Origin of the sequence: Micromonospora sp. NPDC047670 (assembly GCF_043204915.1) — a bacterium.
Lineage (GTDB): Bacteria > Actinomycetota > Actinomycetes > Mycobacteriales > Micromonosporaceae > Micromonospora.
This window is the reverse complement of the sequence record NZ_JBIDDA010000007.1, coordinates 169,302-186,616: the sequence shown is the minus strand read 5'-3', so window position 1 is coordinate 186,616 and position 17,315 is coordinate 169,302. Positions and strand designations below refer to the sequence as shown.

Genomic DNA, 17,315 nt, shown 5'->3' with positions numbered 1-17,315 from the left:
TGCCTTGGAGGCGAGAAGATGAGCGGCGGTCTCTACCGCAGCGCGAACGCCGCACAGGGCGGCGCCGCGCCCGGCCGGCCGTCGGACGGCGCCACGTTCATCTCCGCCGAGCCGCTGAACCAGCCGGCCATGGAGTCGACCGCGCCGCCGCAGGAGCAGGTGGCCGAGGCCAGCGCCGCGACCAACAGCGCGGTGATGGCGATCGGCAGCCTGGTCAGCCGGGGCACGGGCTTCCTGCGCACGCTGGTGCTGACCGCCGCGCTGGGCGGCGCGCTGGTCGGTGACGCGTACACCACCGCGCAGATCCTGCCCGGCATGGTCTACGAGTTCCTGCTGGGCGGCATCCTCACCAGCGTGCTGGTCCCCGTGCTGGTGCGCCGGCGCAAGGCCGACGCGGACGGCGGGCAGGCGTACGCCCAGCGGCTGCTCACCCTCGCGGTGGTCACGCTGGCCGGGGCAGCGCTGCTCGCGGTTCTCGCCGCACGAGGGCTCACCATGCTGTACGCCAGCGACAACCGCGGCGCTGACTATCAGGAACTCGTCACCGACCTGTCGTACCTGATGCTGCCGATGATCTTCTTCACCGGCCTCAGCGCGCTGGTCAGCGCGGTGCTCAACACGCGGGGGCACTTCGCCGCGCCGATGTGGGCGCCGATCCTGAACAACCTGGTGGTGATCGGCACCGCCGGGCTCTACATCGCCATCTTCGGCGCGGAGATCATCCGGCCGGAGCAGATGACTGCCGGGCGGATCGTGCTGATCAGCGGCGGCACGCTGCTCGGCGTCGCCATCCAGGCGGCGGGCCTGCTGCCCGCGCTGCGCAAGGTCGGCTTCCGCTGGAAGCTGCGCTTCGACTTCCGCGAGCTGGGCCTGCGCGAGCTGGGTCGCCTCGGCGCCTGGATGTTCTGCTACGTCGCGGTCAGCCAGATCGGCCTGATCGTGCTGTTCAACCTGCTGAGCCGCGCGGGCGACGGCGACGCCGGTGCAATGATCTACAACAACGTCTTCCTGTTGTTGATGATGGCGCACGGCATCATCGCCGTCTCGATCATCACGGCGCTGATGCCCCGGATGAGCGCGGCCGCGGCCGACGGCCGGTACGCGGACCTCGCCGCCGACCTGTCCCGGGGCACCCGGACCGTCTCGGCGGTGCTCGCCCCGATCGCCGTCTGCTACGCCGTGCTGGCCACGCCGCTGTCGGTGATGCTCTTCCGCTACGGCGCGTTCAGCGACGACAACGCCTCCGACACGGCGCTGGTGCTGCTGGTGGCCGCGGTCGCGCTGGTGCCGTTCGCGGTAAGCCAACTGTTCACCTTCGCCTTCTACGCGCTCCCCGACACCCGGACGCCGGCGCTGATCAACATCCCGGTGGTGGCGCTGCGGATCGGCGTGCAGATCATCCTCTTCGCCGCCTTCGCCGCCCACTTCGCCGCCGCCGGCATGATGATCGGCAACGCCGTCTCGTACGTGGCCGCCGCGGTCGCCTCCGCCTGGCTGCTCCGTCCCCGGGTCGGCCGGATCGGGCTCGGCGGGATCATGCGGACGCTGGGCCGGGTCGCGGTCGCGGCGCTCGGTGCGGCGCTGGTCGGCCTGCTCGTGGTCGCGCTGCTGCCGGGCGACGACACGCCGACCCGCCTGGAGGCCGTCGTCCAGCTCGTGGTCGGCGGTGCGGTGATCGGCGGGACGTACCTCGGGCTGGCGACGGTGCTGCGGATCGGCGAGATCACCGAGGTGGTCGGCATGGTCCGCCGCCGGCTGGGCCGCTGACGGGAGCCGGCGGGCGCGGTCCCCGGCCTGTGGATGGTCCACACGCTCTGTGAACGAGGATCACCAGCCTGGGGATGCGCCTGTGGATAACTCCGCGATTCACCGCTCAGCGACCAGATGGCCCTGTGGATAACCAACCGTACGGCTGAGTATGGCGGCACGGTCGGCGGGAAATCCGGCAGCGTCGGCGTCGCCGCCGCACCGGTCCGGCCCCTCCGGCGGGCACTTGCGGCCAACCTCTAGATTGGCCAGTACATGTGCCAGCAACGTGGCTGACAACGGTCGCAACCGGACAAGTGGATCACCTGCTGGCAGCGCGGGCCGGGAGCGGCCCGAAGATGACATGTCGGGGAGACGGCCAACCCAGGTAAGGTCGCTCTCGACGGGTACGGCAGGCGCCGACGCTCCGCGTCGACACCGGTCGGCCGGTTCCTTCGAAGGCAGAGCGGGAAGCCACATGCCCAGCAGCGCGGGTCCATCGATCGACACGATCACCGAGGGAGGACGGGTGACCCAGGTCGGCGAGGGTCAGGAGGCGGAGGAGAGCGCTCCGCACGTCATGGCCTTCGGTGCTCCCACGGCCGGTGAGATCCTCGCCGAGCGTTACGAGTTGGTCGAGCACATCAACAACGACAGCGCGGGTCGGCTGGTCTGGCGGGGCGTCGACGTCATCCTGCGCCGTCCCGTCGCGGTCGTGCTCCGCTACCCGGGTGGCGACTCCGCCACCGAGATGCTCCAGGGCGCCGTCGCGGCCAGCCGGGTCATCCACCCCAACCTGGTCGGGGTCTACGACGCGATCGACGAGGCCGATCGGGCGTACGTGGTGCGCGAGTGGGTCGACGGGCAGTCCCTGCGCGAGATGGTCACCGACGGGCCGCTGGACCCGGCCCGCGCCACCACCATCGGCAACGCCGTCGCCAGCGCCCTCGCCGCCGTCCACGCCACCGACATGGTGCACGGCAACGTCCACCCCGGCACGGTCATGATCAGTGACGACGGCCGGGTGGTGCTGGCCGACGCGCGTACCGACGGCGACGACAGCCAGCAGAGCGACGTCCGCGCGATCGGCGGGATCCTCTACTTCGCCCTGACCGGGCACTGGCCGCACGCCGAGGCTCCGCTGCGCGGCGCCACCGCCGGCCACGGCCGGGCCGCCATTCCCGACGCCGTCCGCGACGCCGAGGGCAGGATCGCCGCTCCCCGGCAGGTCCGGGCGGGCGTGCCGGCATACCTCGACGACCTCACCATGGATCTGCTCGACGCCGAGATCGCGCCGCCCTCGTCGGACGTGCTCGCCGCCGAGCTGGCCCGGCTGGACGTGCCGGCCGACGAGCAGTTCCTCGACAACACCGGCCCGCTGCGCTTCTCGGCCGAAACCGGCGACGAGCCCTCCCCGCTGGCGGTGGCCGGCGGGCGCAAGGTCGCGATCGGCATCGCCGGCCTGCTGGCGGTGGCCCTGGTCGGCCTGCTGATCGGCATCAGCACCCTGCGTGGCGGCGACGAGAGCCCCCGGACCAACCCGGTCGCCGCGCCCTCGTCCAACGCGCCGGCCGACGAGGCGACCCGGGCCGCCACCGAGGTCCGGGAGCTGAAGATCAGCGATGCGCGGATCATCGACCCCGACGGCGACCGGGAGGAAGTCCGAAACGCCGAGTGGGTGCACGACGGCGACGAGGACAAGGGCTGGGAGACCCAGACCTACAAAGGACACGCCAACTTCGGCAACATGAAGAGGGGCATGGGGGTCTGGATCGACCTGGGCGATGAGCGCACCGTCAAGTCGGTGCAGGTTCTCCTCTCCGCCCGCGGCGCCTCCGCGCAGCTACTCACCGGCACCGTCAACCCCCCGTCATCCAAGGCCGGAGACGCGGCGCTCTTCACGGATTACAGCAAGTCCCGCATCGGGCAGCCGTTCGAGGAGCACGACGGCACCAAGATGACCTTCAACGGCTTCGACGCCGACAAGAAATACCGCTACCTGCTGTTCTGGATCACCGAGCTGCCGCCGAGCGAGCGCGGCTTCAAGGTCGGTGTCCAGGAGATCACGGTCCAGGGGTCGTGAGCCGGCCGCCACGCCCCGGGCGCCCCATCCGCCGGACGTGGTGATGGGCGTAGGCGGGGAACGGACGACCGGTGGACCGGTGGGCGGAGCGAGCGGCCCACCGGTCGCGTCGTCGGCGCCGCCGGAGGGTGCGCCGGACCTCGAACTCCTGCACGCCCACGTGGCCGGTGACCGGGACGCCTTCACCGAGCTGTTCCGCCGGCACCGCGACCGGCTCTGGGCGGTGGCGCTGCGTACGCTCGGCGACCGCGAGGAGGCCGCCGACGCCCTCCAGGACGCGCTGCTGTCCGCGCACCGCGCGGCCGGCCGGTTCCGGGGCGACTCGGCCGTCACCACCTGGCTGCACCGGATCGTCGTGAACGCCTGCCTGGACCGGATCCGCCGCCGGCAGGCGCATCCCACGGTGCCGCTGCCGGACGGGGTCCGCGACGGCGACTCGAACTCCGCCACCGGGGGCGTGGAGCCGGCGGCGCCCGTCCAGGACCACGACACGGCGCTGGTCGTCCGTCAGGCCCTCGCCGCGCTGCCGACCGAACAGCGGGCGGCGCTGATCCTGGTGGACGTGCAGGGCTACCCGGTGGCCGAGGTGGCCAGGATCCTCGGCGTCGCCGAGGGGACGGTCAAGAGCCGGTGCGCGCGGGGCCGGGCGCGCCTGGCGACGCAGCTCGGGCACCTGCGGCCCGAACCGGCATCGCCGCGGCAGGAGACGCCCCACCGGCGGAAGCCGCCGCAGGCGCAGGAGCCGCCGGGGCCCGCCCCGGCGGCGGGTCCGGACGTGCCGGCCGTCACCCGGGGGAACCCGGGGACGCCCGAGGGCGTCCGATCGGGGTCGGGACGGTCCCGGCGGGATGCCCACCAGGAGGACTCGTGACGGCCGGGGGGTTCGGAGAGGTCGACCACGACCTGCTCGCCGACTACGTCGGCGGGGCGCTGGACGGCACCCCCGAGGGGGCGCGCGTCGCCCGGCTGGTCGACGAGGACGAGACCTGGGCGGCGGCGTACGCGCTGCTGGCTCCCGCCGTGGCGGGCGTCCGGGTCGACCTGGCCGCGTGGGCCGAACCCGCGCCGCAGATGCCCGCGGATGTCACCGACCGGCTCGTCGCGGCCCTGGCCGACGCCCCTCTGCCCGACGCGGGCCTGCTCGACTCGGGCCCACTCCCCGGACCGGAACGCCCGGATCCACGTCACTCCGAGCCGGTCCACCCCGGGTCGGGTGGCGGGGACGCGCTGCCGGCCGACGAACCGGAAGCGGGCAGGCCGGGCGGGGTGGTGCCGGCGCAGCCGCTCGGCGGCTCCGGTCGACGTCCTGCCGGCGTACCCCGCTCGGAGCCCGGCCGGGGCGGGACCACCGGGCCGGGCCGACGGCGCCGCCGCTGGTCCCGGGTGGCCGGCCCGGTCGCGCTCGCCGCGGTCTCGATCGCGGCGGTCGGGCTGGGCGTCAACCAGTTCACCAGGGAGCAGCGAGCGGACGGCGGCGCCGCGGACACGGCGTTGTCCCGGCCGGGGGCGAAGCCCGAGGCCGCCGGCCCCGCCGCCACGGCGTTCCGGGCCGGCGAGCCGACGGTGCGCAGCGGGACGGACTACACGCCGCAGTCCCTGGCCGGCCTGTCGCCGACGGACAGGTCGAAGCTGTTCACCCCCGGAGCGCAGCCCGGCGTCCAGGCGGAGGGCGGGCGGTTGCCCGGCGACGCGACCGGCCTCGACCGGCTCACCGAGCCGGCCGCGCTGAGCGCCTGCATCCGCGAGATCGGCGCCGAGCACGGCAGCGGGCCGCTGGTGGTCGAGGTTGTCGACTACGCCCGGTTCCAGGGTCGACCGGCGCTGGTCGTCCGGTTCACCGACGCCGGCGGCGCCCACTGGGCCTGGGTGAGCGGACCGGAATGCGGCGTGCCCGGATCCGGCTCGGACAGCCGCTACCACACGCGGGTAGGGTGAAATCGCGGCCACCGGGCGTTTGACCGTCCACGTGACCTGACCCACCGGATGACCGGCTCGGGAATCCCCGGTTCGTACGATGACGTTCTGCACATCAGGCTGCCGGCACTCGCGAGAGGCGTCGGCATCGGATCGGCATCGGTGCGCGCGCCGATGGCGAACAACACAATCGGGAGACGGCAGTGGACGAGGTCCGCAACCTGATCATCATCGGCTCCGGGCCGGCCGGTTACACGGCGGCGGTCTATGCGGCGCGCGCCAACCTCAAGCCGCTCATCATCGAGGGCGTGCAGTCCGGTGGCGCGCTCATGACCACGACCGAGGTCGAGAACTTCCCCGGTTTCGCCGACGGCATCCTCGGCCCCGAGCTGATGGACAACATGCGCAAGCAGGCCGAGCGGTTCGGCGCGGAGTTCCTCACCGACGACGTGACGCGGGTCGAGCTGAAGGACACCGGCAGCCTGGGGTCCGACGCGGTCAGCACCGTCTGGGTGGGTCAGACCGCCTACCGGGCCAGGGCCGTCATCCTCGCCACCGGTTCGGCGTGGCGTCCGCTGGGCGTCCCCGGCGAGCAGGAATACCTGGGCCACGGCGTCTCGTCCTGCGCGACCTGTGACGGCTTCTTCTTCCGCAACCAGCACATCGTGGTCGTCGGCGGCGGCGACTCGGCGATGGAGGAGGCCAGCTTCCTGACCCGGTTCGCCGAGTCGGTCACCATCATCCACCGCCGGGACTCCTTCCGCGCCAGCAAGATCATGGCTCAGCGGGCGCTGGGCAACGACAAGATCAAGGTCGAGTGGAACACCGTGGTCGAGGAGATCCTCGGCGAGGACGGCAAGGTCTCGGGCGTACGGGTGCGCAACACGCACACCGGCGAGTCCAAGGTCCTCGACGTCACCGGGGTCTTCGTAGCCATCGGCCACGACCCGCGCAGCGAGCTCTTCCGGGATCAGGTGGAGCTGGACGACGAGGGTTACGTGAAGGTCCAGGCGCCGAGCACCCGGACCAGCGTGCCCGGTGTCTTCGCCGCCGGCGACCTGGTGGACCACACCTACCGGCAGGCCATCACCGCCGCCGGCACGGGCTGCGCCGCCGCGCTGGACGCCGAGCGCTTCATCGCCACGCTGCAGGGCTGAACAACCGAAACACATTCCGGAGGAGGGTCATAGTGGGAGCAACGAAGTCGGTCACGGACGCGAGTTTCGCCGCCGATGTGCTGAAGTCCGACAAGCCGGTTCTGGTGGATTTCTGGGCCGAGTGGTGCGGGCCGTGCCGCAAGGTGTCGCCGCTGCTGGAGGAGATCGCGGGCGAGATGGGTGACCAGGTCACTATCGTCAAGCTCAACATCGACGAGAACCCGGAGACCGCCCGCACCTACCGGGTCATGTCGGTCCCGACCCTCACCGTGTTCAAGAACGGCGAGCCGGTGCAGTCGATCGCTGGCGCCAAGCCGAAGGGCGAGCTGGTCAGGCTCATCGAGTCGGCGCTCTGAGCAGCACGTTCGCACGTCGACCCCGTACCCGGTCCGCCGGGTGCGGGGTCGACGTCTTTTTCCCCGCGCGCCGCACCTGGGGCCCCAAGAGCGCATAACCTCAACCCCAGGGCCGCCCGGCCAGCCAGCGTCCGTGCAGAGGGGGTCGTGCGTGCGTCCGATCCGACCCGGTGACCGTGGACCCGCGGTGGCGGAGATCCGTACGGTGCTGACCGGCCTCGAACTGCTCCCGCCAGCGGCACCGGACGCCGACGAGTTCGACGCCCACACCGAACGGGCCGTGCGGGCCTTCCAGCAGTCCCGGGGGCTCAGCGTGGACGGCCGGGTCGGTGCGGAGACGTGGCGGGCCCTGGACGCCGCCCGCTGGCGGCTCGGCGCCCGCACCCTCTACCACGCGGTCCCCGATCCGCTCACCGGCGAGGACGTCCGGTCGCTCCAGGAACGGCTGCTGGAGATGGGGTACGACGTGGGACGCGCGGACGCCATCTACGGCGTACGGACCTCCCGGGCGGTCGCCCAGTTCCAACGCGAGGTCGGGCTGACGCCCGACGGCTCGTGCGGGCCGCACACCATGAACGCGCTGCGCCGGCTCGGGCGCAAGGTCGTCGGCGGGCGGCCGCAGTGGCTGCGCGAGTCCGACGCCATCCGGCAGTCGGGCCCGGCGCTGGTGGGACGGACCGTGGTCGTCGACCCCGGCCACGGGGGCACCGACCCGGGCGTGGTGGTGCCGGACGGGCGGCTGCGGTGGACCGAGGCGGATCTGGTGCACGACCTGGCCAGCCGGCTTGAGGGCCGGCTCGCCGCCTCCGGCGTCCGGGTGCAGCTCACCCGCGGGCCGGCGCCGGAGTCCTGCCTGCCGGACATCGACCGGGCGGGGCTGGCCAACTCGCTCGGGGCCGACGTTTTCATCTCGCTGCACCTCGACGGGCACGCGAACCCGGCGGCCGAGGGCGTCGCGACCTACCACTACGGCACCGACAACGGGGTCACCTCGGCCACCGGCGAGCGGCTCGCCGGGCTCGTGCAGCGGGAGATCGTCGCGCGTACCGGGCTGCGCGACTGCCGTACCCACGCCAAGGCGTGGGACCTGCTGCGGCTGACCCGGATGCCGGCCGTACGCGTCGAGGTGGGCTACCTCACCTCACCCGACGACCGGGCCCGGCTGGTCGACCCCAGGTTCCGGGACCGGGTGGCCGAGGCCATCGTGGCCGCGGTGCAGCGGATGTACTTCCCGATCGAGCGGGACGTGCCGACCGGCTCGATCGACGTGAGCGAACTGCGGGCCGTGGTGGCCGCCGGGACGGTCGTGGACTGAACAGCGGCCGGGACGGCGTCCCCGTGGTCAGCCGGTGGTGGACCGGGTGGCCGGGGCCGGGCGGACGGGTCGGAGCAGCGTCTCGGGGCTCATCGAGCCGAGCAGCTTCTCCAGCGCGTACTCGACGTCGGACTTCCAGCTCAACGCCGTGCGCAGCTCCAGCCGCAGCCGGGGGAAGCGCGGGTGCGGGCGGACCGTCTTGAAGCCCACGGAGAGGAAGAAGTCGGCCGGCGCGACGCAGGTGCCGGCGGGGTCGGCCGCGTCACCGAACTTGGCGTCGCCGAACGCCTCGATCGCCCTGATCCCGCGCTTGGTGAGATCCCGGGCGACCCCCTGCACGAGCATCCGGCCCAGCCCCCCACCGGCGAAGGCGGGCACCACGTTGGCCGTCATCAGCAGCGCCGCGTCGGCCGACACCGGGGAGGTGGGGAACGCCATCGAGCGGGGCACGTAGGCCGGCGGGGCGTACAGGACGAAACCGGCGGGCATGCCGTCGACGTAGACGAGCTTCCCGCAGGAGCCCCACTCCAGCAGCGTCTGGGAGACCCAGGCCTCCTTCTCCAGCCCCGGGTCGCCCGCTGCGCAGGCGCGGTCCGCCGAGACCGGATCAAGCTCCCAGTAGACGCACTGCCGGCACGGGCGGGGCAGATCCTCCAGGGTGTCGAGGGTCAAGCTGACCAGACGTCGCGACATTGGCGCATCCCCACATTAGGCTCGGGAGTGAGACCGGCACGGAACGACAACGCCGCCTTCCTGCCCCCGACGAGCGATCGTACGCGGATTGCGGACGCCACGGGAGAGGACGCGCGAAGGTCCACCCCCCGGGGGGCCCGCGGACGGTCCGCGATGTGGACGCCGGTCACGTCCTGGCGGCCTTCCTGGCAAGGGCGACTAGGATCGACACCCGGCGTCCCGCGTCGCCATGGTCGCCGGTGTCCCGGGTACGCCGGGGCGGGAGCCACCCGAGCAGCCATCGAGGTGATGTCATGACCGGCACGACGCTCGACGACTACACCGACCGGTACGCCCGCCGGGTGCGCGGCATGACCGCCTCGGAGATCCGCGCGCTCTTCGCGGTGGCCAGCCGGCCGGAGGTGGTTTCGCTCGCCGGCGGCGCCCCCTACATCGCCGCGCTGCCGCTCGACGCGGTCGGCGAGATGCTCGGCCGGCTCGGTGCCGAGCACGGCGCCACCACCCTCCAGTACGGCATCGGCCAGGGCACCCTGGAGCTGCGCGAACGGATCTGCGAGGTGATGACGCTCTCCGGCATCGACGCCGCCTGCGGGGCCTCCCCGGAGGACGTGGTGGTCACCGTCGGCGGGCAGCAGGCGCTCGACCTGGTGGCCCGGCTCTTCCTCGACCCGGGTGACGTGGTGCTCGCCGAGGGCCCGACCTACGTCGGCGCGCTCGGGGTGTTCCAGGCCGCCCAGGCGCAGGTCGTGCACGTGCCGATGGACGACGACGGGCTGATCCCGGAGGCGCTGGAGACGGCCATCGCCGAGCAGGCGCGGGCCGGCCGGCGGGTGAAGTTCCTCTACACCATCCCGACCTACCAGAACCCGACCGGCGTGACGCTCACCGACCAGCGGCGGGAGCGGGTGCTCGACATCTGCGAGCGCGCCGGCCTGCTGGTGGTCGAGGACGACCCGTACGGCCAGCTGGGCTTCGAGGGGGAGGCGCCGGCTCCGCTGCGCGCGCGCCGGCGCGACGGGGTCTTCTACCTCAGCACCTTCTCCAAGACCTTCGCCCCGGGGCTGCGGGTGGGCTGGATCCTCGCGCCGCACGCAGTCCGCGACAAGCTGGTCATCGCCAGCGAGGCGCAGATCCTCTGCCCGAGCGGCTACGCGCAGGCCGCCGTCGCCACCTACCTCGGCACGATGCCCTGGCGCGAGCAGCTCAAGGTCTACCGCGAGGTCTACCGGGAGCGGCGCGACGCGATGCTCGCCGCGCTGGAGGACCTGATGCCGGCGGGCACCACCTGGACGACGCCGGGCGGTGGCCTCTTCGTCTGGGCGACCCTGCCCGACGGCCTCGACTCGAAGGCGATGATGCCGCGGGCCATCGCCGCGCGGGTGGCGTACGTGCCGGGCACCGGCTTCTACGCCGACGGCACGGGCAGCGGCAACATGCGGCTGAACTTCTCCTTCCCGCCGCCGGAGCGCATCCGCGAGGGCGTGCGCCGACTGGCCGGCGTGATGGAGCAGGACATCGCCATGCGGCGGGTGTTCGGCACCGTCGGCCGCCCCGGGGCACGCCGCGGCCGGGCCGGTTCGGACGCGCCGGGTCCCGACTTGGCATGATTCCGGCATGGCTCCCACCGCTGCCGACCGTTCCGTCGTGACCGACTCCGCCGTCACCGCCGACCTGCGGGTGCTGGTGCTCGCCGGCGGTCTCTCCTACGAACGTGACGTCTCGCTCCGGTCCGGCCGCCGGGTGCTCGACGCGCTGCGCGCCGTCGGCATGGACGCCGAGCTGCGCGACGCCGACGTGACCCTGTTGCCGGCCCTGACCGCCGACCCGCCGGACGCCGTCGTCATCGCCCTGCACGGCGCGACCGGCGAGGACGGCTCGCTGCGTGGTGTGCTCGACCTCTGCGGCGTCCCGTACGTGGGGTGCGACGCCCGCGCGTCCCGGCTCGCGTGGGACAAGCCGTCGGCCAAGGCGGTGCTCCGCGAGGCCGGCATTCCCACCCCGGACTGGGTCGCCCTCCCGCACGACCGCTTCTCGGAACTGGGCGCGGTGGCGGTGCTGGACCGGATCGTCGACCGGCTGGGACTGCCGCTGATGGTGAAGCCCGCCCAGGGCGGTTCGGGGCTGGGCGCCGCCGTGGTCCGGGACGCCGCGTCCCTCCCGGCCGCCATGGTCGGCTGCTTCGCGTACGACCAGACGGCGCTGGTCGAGCGGTACGTGCCGGGCATGGACGTGGCGGTGTCCGTGGTCGACCTGGGCGAGGGGCCGCGCGCCCTGCCGGCGGTGGAGATCGTGCCCCGCAACGGCGTGTACGACTACGCCGCCCGCTACACCGCCGGCCGGACGACCTGGCACACGCCGGCGCGGCTGGAGCCGGAGGTGGCCGGCGCGGTCGCCGACGTCGCGCTCGCCGCCCACACCGCGCTCGGCCTGCGTGATCTCAGTCGCGTCGACCTGATCGTGGACTCGGCGGGGCAGCCGCACGTGCTGGAGGTCAACGTCTCGCCGGGGATGACCGAGACCTCGCTGCTGCCGCTCGCCGTGCAGGCCGCCGGTCTGGACTTCGGCAAGATGATCGGCACGCTGGTGGCACGCGCGGCGACGCGCCAGGACTGACCGACCGTTCCTCCGCCGCGGGCGGCCACCCGGATGCCGGGCGGGCCGTCCGCGGCGTGTCAGTCTTCGGACTGCCGGCCGTCCGGGGAGACGGCCTCGTCGGCCCGGCCCTCGGACGGCGGCACGGGCGTCTCCTCGGCGGACTCGATCACCGACACCGCCTCGCCCTCCGGCGCGTCGTCGACGACCGTGGGCTGCCCGGCGAAGCTGGATGGCGCCTGCCACTGGATGCGCGACGGCTCGGCCAGGGGCCGACCCCCGAACTCCGCCAGCCAGGCGGCGACCAGGGCGAGATTCTCTCGCCACTGCGCCTCGGAGATCGGCGGCAGGATCGAATCCCACAGGGAGAGGAAAGTGCCGCGGAGCTGGAGCTGGCCGTAGGGCCGGGCGAGGAACCACATGTGCAGGTGCGCCGACCCGTCACCCCAGCGGTTGACGTGTACCCGGGCGACCCCGTCCAGGGACCGGATCGCCCGTTCCAGGCGTACGGTCATCACCCCCAGTTCGGCGGCGAGCAGGTTCGGCAGGTCACCGAGGTCCAGATGCGAACGGGATTCCAGGATCAGCACCATCGGGAGCCCGGTGGGGCGGTCCATGGCGCGTACCCGCCAGCGCTCGCCCACCCAGATGTAGGCGTCGTCGGGGGCGTTGCAGGCGGTGCATTCCCGGTGCCCCTCGCCCTTGCGAGGCGGTTCGACCGGGACCGGGTCATCGAGTCGCTTGACACGAAGGTCGCCCTCGAAGGGAAAGGACGGCCACTGGGTGAAGTCCGGAACTGAGGGAGGGGTGTCGCGCACGACGCTGACACTAACCGCTTCCGGCACCGCTGTCCCTACCCGAGAGATCAGCCGGACGCTCCGTCCGAGACCACTTCCGGGCGACTGCCGATCTGGTTGTCCACAGATATCCACAGGGTGCTGAGAGGCCGAACACACGCCGTCATCCACAGGCCAGCACCGGCTTTCACGCGGCGTTTCACGTGAAACGGAGTGTGCCTGTGGATAACTGGTGTGGATAACTTTTCCACCTCGTCGCCCGGTGGCCGAGGTGGCCGGGAGGTCGGTTTCACGTGAAACCACCAACTGGTGACCCTGCCGGCCGGCCTGCACCGCACCAACGCCCGTTGGTACGGCCGCTCGGCTCATCCCTGACGCCCGCCGTCGATGCTCGGCCTTCCTCGGTGCCGCCGGATCGCCACCTGCGCGCCCCGCCGTACGGCCGCCACGAACGCGTCGCCCGTGTCCGGGGCCGAGATCGACCCCGGCATCACCGAGGACGAGCAACACGCGTGGGCGGCATCGCTCGCCCACGCGATCGCCGCGCCGCGCGGCGACGGTCGACAGTTCCTCGGACCACCTTCGTCCAGGACAGCGCACACCGATCGAACCTCCCATCGCGGCGACGGCCCGGTCGTCGGCGGACCCGTGGTTCGCGGCGGCTGGCGAAACGGCCGGCGCTCGGGCTTCCTGCAATCCGGCGGTCGAAGTTCCGGAGTGTTCGCCAGGCAGTGACAGAGGCACGGCACGTCGCGGATCGCCTCGTGTGCGAGAGCCACCAGACAACGGGGCGCTCCGACGGCTACGTCCCGCGAGGGACGCTGCGTCGGCTCGCAGACCTCCCGCCGGTGCGAGGGACGCCCCACAGGCTCGTCGATCTCCCGGCGCGAGTGAGGTCCCGCAGGCTCGCCGACCTCCCGCCGTGCGAGTGAGGTCCCGCAGGCTCGCCGACCTCCCGCCGTGCGAGTGAGGTCCCGCAGGCTCGCCGATCTCCCGCCGTGCGAGTGAGGTCCCGCAGGCCGGACACCGCCCAGGCCGCCCGCTCGGCGCGTTCGGTCGGGTGGTGGCCGGTCGGCCCGGCGGCTCGCAAGCGCAACGGCCCTCGCCGAGTCCGGCAAACAGCGGCGCAGGCGTCGAGAGGCATTGCGGGGCAGGGGCGTTGCGGGGCTCAGCTCGGCTCGGCTCGCACCTGCATGCCCCCGGCCGTCGTGACGGGGGCCCGGCCGCGGGTGCACCGATTGGCAGCACTGGTCCCACCCGACTGCACCCCGGCGCTGTCAGCGGCCACAGCCGGGGACGAGGGATCGGAGGGAACCCGGGCAGTCGACACCGCGGCGCGCCGGGGAAGCACCGTCGCGGCTGGCCCCGGCGCACTGGACAGGCTGCGGGTGTGAATGCGGGTGGGCGAGGCCACCGGGAACGCAAGACCGCACCCATCGCCCGTGCCACACGGGGTCCTCCTGCGGCAGATGAGCACGAGCCACGGAGGACTTCCGGGACGCAGCGCGCGGGCGGATGGCGGAGGTCGCGCGGATGGCGGTCTCATCGCTCGGGTGAGGATGGGCCGACGAAGGTGAAGTCGGCGCGCCGTTTCACGTGAAACGGCCCGGTGTCGCCGGCCGGCTGGTCGGTCTCTCGCCGTGCTCTTACCGCCCCCAGCTTTACGTGAAACGGAGGCGGCGGCGGCCGGCGGCCATCCACGCATGCCAGGGGGCCGCTCGCTGCGGCTATCCCGCGCTGGTCGTGGTCGACCTGCTCACGAGGAAGGGTTGCCGAGGGTCGTGGCGGACGTGGCCACCGGATATTCGTCGAACCGCGAGGGCGCGTACGCACCCCGCTTGGCACGCCCCCGCCCCGGCTCCCGTTTCACGTGGAACGCTGCACCCTCGCCGCGAGTGGTGACGCCCGAGCCGCAGCGCCAAGCGCGGGCGTGAGCGCCCTGTACGGCCCCTGAGCGGCAGAACGAGCGGACGAGGTCGGGCGGTCAGGGTGGCCGAGCCCCAGTCGCGTAGCGATCAAATGAGGCGCGTCCACAGCGGCCTGGACGGCGGCCGGACCAAGGGGACCGGCGGCAACCGCGAACTGTGCGGGCGGCCGTTCGTGGTCGACGTACCGCCGAGGGACGACCCGATCCCCGGACATGGAACGGCCGCGTGGCCCGGAAGGGCTCACGCGGCCGGCGATCCGAGGGTCAGGCCTCCGGCTCCTCCTCCTGGCCGACACCGATGATGCCGACGATCCGCTCCAGGTCGTCGACCGTCGCGAACTCGATGGTGATCTTGCCCTTGCTCCGACCGATGTCGACCTTGACGCGGGTGTCGAACCGGTCGGACAGCCGGTCGGCCAGATCCGTCAGGGCCGGCGCGTGCGGCTTCGGCCGGCGGCGGGCCGTCTCCTTCTTGGTCGGGCCGTCGCTCAGCGCCAGCGCGACGATCTCCTCGGTCGCGCGGACCGAGAGCCCTTCGGCGACGATCCGGAGCGCGAGCTGCTCCTGCGCCTCGGGCTCGTCCAGGCTCAGCAGGGCTCGGGCGTGTCCGGCGGACAGCACGCCGGCGGCCACCCGCTTCTGCACCGGCGCCGGGAGGTTGAGCAGCCGGATCGTGTTGGAGATCTGGGGCCGGCTCCGCCCGATCCGCCGGGCGAGTTCCTCGTGGGTGGCGCCGAACTCGTCCAGCAACTGCTGGTACGCGGCGGCCTCCTCCAGCGGGTTCAGGTTGGCCCGGTGGATGTTCTCCAGCAGGGCGTCCCGGAGCATGGCGTCGTCCCGGGTGTCCCGGACGATGGCGGGGATGCTCTCCCGCCCGACCGCCTGCGCGGCCCGCCAGCGCCGCTCACCCATGACGAGTTCGTACTTCTCCTCGTCGAGCTGCCGCACGACGATCGGCTGGAGGAAGCCGACCTCCTGGATGGAGATCTTCAGCTCATCCAGAGCCTCCTCGTCGAAGACCTGCCGGGGCTGCTTCGGGTTCGGCACGATCGCGTCGACCGGGATCTCGGCGAACCGGGCACCCGGCACCGGGCTGAGCGCGGGCTCGGGCGGGGCCGCCGCGACGGGCGGACCGGCCGTCGGCGGCGTGGGCTCGACGGGCGCGTCGGCGGCGGCGGGCGCCGGCTCAGCCGTGGCGGTGGCGGCGGTCGGCGCCGGTCCGGTCGGGATGAGCGCCCCCAGGCCCCGACCCAGACCGCCCCGAGGACGGTTCTTCATGCCACGCCTCCCAGCGACTGTTCCGCACTACGCATTCCGCACCGGCTCCTTGACGCCGCGCTCGGCAATCTCCTGGGCGGCCTCGAAGTAGCTCGTGGCCCCCCGCGACCCCGGATCGTAGGTCATCACGGACTGGCCGTAGCTCGGCGCCTCCGAGACGCGGACGTTACGCGGAATGACCGCCTGGAGCACCTTGTCGCCGAAGTGGTTCCGCACGTCCTGCTCGACCGCGTCGGCCAGCCGCGTACGGCGGTCGTACATGGTGAGCAGGATGGTGGAGACCTCGAGCTTCGGATTGAGGTGCTGCCGGACCAGGTTGATGTTGTTGATCAGCTGGTTCAGCCCCTCCAGCGCGTAGTACTCGCACTGGATCGGGATGAGCACCTCCTGCGCGGCGACGAGCGCGTTGACCGTGAGCAGGCCGAGCGACGGCGGGCAGTCGATGAAGACGTAGTCGAAGTGGCCGGGGTACGCGGCGATGGCCCGAGCCAGCCGGGACTCGCGGGCGACCACCGACACCAACTCGATCTCCGCGCCGGCCAGGTCGATCGTGGCCGGTACGCACCAGAGGTTGGGGATGCCCTCGACGCCCTGGGCGACCTCCTCCAGCGGAACACTGTTGATGAGGCAGTCGTACACGTCCGGCACCCCGGTGTGGTGCGGGACGTTCAGCCCGGTGGAGGCGTTTCCCTGCGGGTCGAGGTCGACCACCAGCACCCGGTTGCCGTGCAGGGCGAGCGCCACCGCCAGGTTCACCGTGGTCGTGGTCTTCCCCACGCCGCCCTTCTGGTTCGCGACGCACATGACCCGGGTCCGCTCCGGCCGAGGCATCGTCACCTCGCCACTCGGATTCAGGATCTGCACGGCGCGCATCGCCTCCATAGCCAACGGTGGATCATCCTCTTCGCGCGTCGGGGTTTCACGTGAAACGTACGCGGCCTCAGCCGTGGTGGGCCCGTAGGCACCGGCCGGGGAAGCGTGCGTGTCGGTGACGGGTACGGGTTCGGGGACGGCGTCCGGGACCGCGTCCGGGGTCGGCTGCTGCGGCACCGCGGCCTCGAACCGCGCCGAGGCCGAGGAGTTGCGGCGGATGGGGATCACCCGGCCGGCGGTCGAGTTGCCGGGGCGCGGCGGTCCGTCCGAGGCCGGCCGCGCGGTCGGCAGCTCCGGCCCGGCGCCCCGTTGGACGACGGGCTCACAGTCCGGCGGTCGGGTCGACGGGCCAGGAGACGGTCCGTCGGGCGACCAACTCGGGTAGTCGGTTTCACGTGGAACGGGATCGCCCGCTGACCCGGTCACGCGTGGATCGTCGTACCTGCCGTCGTCATGCACCTGTCATCCCTGCCCGCTTCGGATGGTCGGTCCGCACCCCGTCAACTGGCCGCACGCGTTCTCGCACCGCGGAGGGTACGGCCCGGCGGGAGCGGTCGGGATCCGGTGAACGTCCGCCCGCTCCA

At 72.7% G+C, this 17,315-nt stretch carries 13 protein-coding genes and 1 pseudogene; 10 read left to right on the top strand and 4 right to left on the bottom strand.

The genetic code is table 11. The features are described 5' to 3' along the window. Window positions 1-18: 18 nt before the first annotated feature. From murJ to ACGF7U_RS19150, 7 genes are all read left to right on the top strand, one after another. Window positions 19-1,767, top strand: a complete 1,749-nt coding sequence (murJ, locus tag ACGF7U_RS19180; RefSeq protein ID WP_393108330.1) for a murein biosynthesis integral membrane protein MurJ — start codon at window positions 19-21, stop codon at window positions 1,765-1,767. A gap of 457 nt (window positions 1,768-2,224) precedes the next feature. Continuing rightward, window positions 2,225-3,829 (top strand): protein kinase family protein, encoded by a 1,605-nt coding sequence (locus ACGF7U_RS19175; protein WP_393108328.1) that lies wholly within the window; start codon window positions 2,225-2,227, stop codon window positions 3,827-3,829. Window positions 3,830-3,872: 43 nt separating this feature from the next. Continuing rightward, window positions 3,873-4,700, top strand: coding sequence for an RNA polymerase sigma factor SigM (sigM, locus tag ACGF7U_RS19170; RefSeq protein ID WP_393108642.1), 828 nt, complete (start codon window positions 3,873-3,875; stop codon window positions 4,698-4,700). Beyond that, window positions 4,697-5,764, top strand: coding sequence for a hypothetical protein (locus ACGF7U_RS19165; protein WP_393108326.1), 1,068 nt, complete (start codon window positions 4,697-4,699; stop codon window positions 5,762-5,764). Before sigM ends, ACGF7U_RS19165 begins: the two co-directional genes overlap by 4 nt. Before the next feature lie 182 nt (window positions 5,765-5,946). Further along, window positions 5,947-6,900 carry a thioredoxin-disulfide reductase gene (gene trxB, locus ACGF7U_RS19160; RefSeq protein ID WP_393108324.1) on the top strand — a complete coding sequence of 318 codons (954 nt, stop codon included), beginning with the start codon at window positions 5,947-5,949 and terminating at the stop codon, window positions 6,898-6,900. 32 nt (window positions 6,901-6,932) lie between these two features. Next, on the top strand, window positions 6,933-7,256 hold the full coding sequence (trxA, locus tag ACGF7U_RS19155) for a thioredoxin (RefSeq protein WP_151452747.1): 324 nt from the start codon (window positions 6,933-6,935) through the stop codon (window positions 7,254-7,256). 151 nt (window positions 7,257-7,407) lie between these two features. Further along, on the top strand, window positions 7,408-8,571 hold the full coding sequence (locus ACGF7U_RS19150; RefSeq protein ID WP_393108321.1) for an N-acetylmuramoyl-L-alanine amidase: 1,164 nt from the start codon (window positions 7,408-7,410) through the stop codon (window positions 8,569-8,571). A gap of 27 nt (window positions 8,572-8,598) precedes the next feature. On the opposite strand, the gene ACGF7U_RS19145 is transcribed toward ACGF7U_RS19150, so the two are convergent. Then, the gene (locus tag ACGF7U_RS19145) at window positions 8,599-9,264 is read right to left on the bottom strand and encodes a GNAT family N-acetyltransferase (protein ID WP_393108319.1); all 666 of its coding nucleotides are present in this window, start codon (window positions 9,262-9,264) and stop codon (window positions 8,599-8,601) included. Between the two features lie 293 nt (window positions 9,265-9,557). On the opposite strand from ACGF7U_RS19145, the gene ACGF7U_RS19140 reads away from it, so the two are divergent. Both ACGF7U_RS19140 and ACGF7U_RS19135 read left to right on the top strand, forming a co-directional pair. After that, on the top strand, window positions 9,558-10,871 hold the full coding sequence (locus tag ACGF7U_RS19140; protein WP_393108317.1) for a PLP-dependent aminotransferase family protein: 1,314 nt from the start codon (window positions 9,558-9,560) through the stop codon (window positions 10,869-10,871). Between the two features lie 7 nt (window positions 10,872-10,878). Continuing rightward, a complete protein-coding gene (locus ACGF7U_RS19135) occupies window positions 10,879-11,877 on the top strand; it encodes a D-alanine--D-alanine ligase (protein ID WP_393108315.1) in 999 nt (332 codons plus the stop codon). Window positions 11,878-11,969: 92 nt separating this feature from the next. Here ACGF7U_RS19135 and ACGF7U_RS19130 read toward each other — a convergent pair. After that, window positions 11,970-12,674, bottom strand: a pseudogene (locus ACGF7U_RS19130) (hypothetical protein); the annotation flags it as partial. Window positions 12,675-13,115: 441 nt separating this feature from the next. Between ACGF7U_RS19130 and ACGF7U_RS19125 the strand changes: the two are divergent. Beyond that, window positions 13,116-13,388 carry a hypothetical protein gene (locus ACGF7U_RS19125; RefSeq protein ID WP_393108313.1) on the top strand — a complete coding sequence of 91 codons (273 nt, stop codon included), beginning with the start codon at window positions 13,116-13,118 and terminating at the stop codon, window positions 13,386-13,388. A gap of 1,456 nt (window positions 13,389-14,844) precedes the next feature. Here the strand turns inward: ACGF7U_RS19125 and ACGF7U_RS19120 are convergent. Both ACGF7U_RS19120 and ACGF7U_RS19115 read right to left on the bottom strand, forming a co-directional pair. Next, window positions 14,845-15,858 (bottom strand): ParB/RepB/Spo0J family partition protein, encoded by a 1,014-nt coding sequence (locus ACGF7U_RS19120; RefSeq protein ID WP_393108311.1) that lies wholly within the window; start codon window positions 15,856-15,858, stop codon window positions 14,845-14,847. A 27-nt stretch (window positions 15,859-15,885) separates the two neighbouring features. Continuing rightward, window positions 15,886-17,190: an AAA family ATPase gene (locus ACGF7U_RS19115; RefSeq protein ID WP_393108309.1), complete on the bottom strand. Its 1,305-nt coding sequence runs from the start codon at window positions 17,188-17,190 to the stop codon at window positions 15,886-15,888. Window positions 17,191-17,315: the final 125 nt, after the last annotated feature.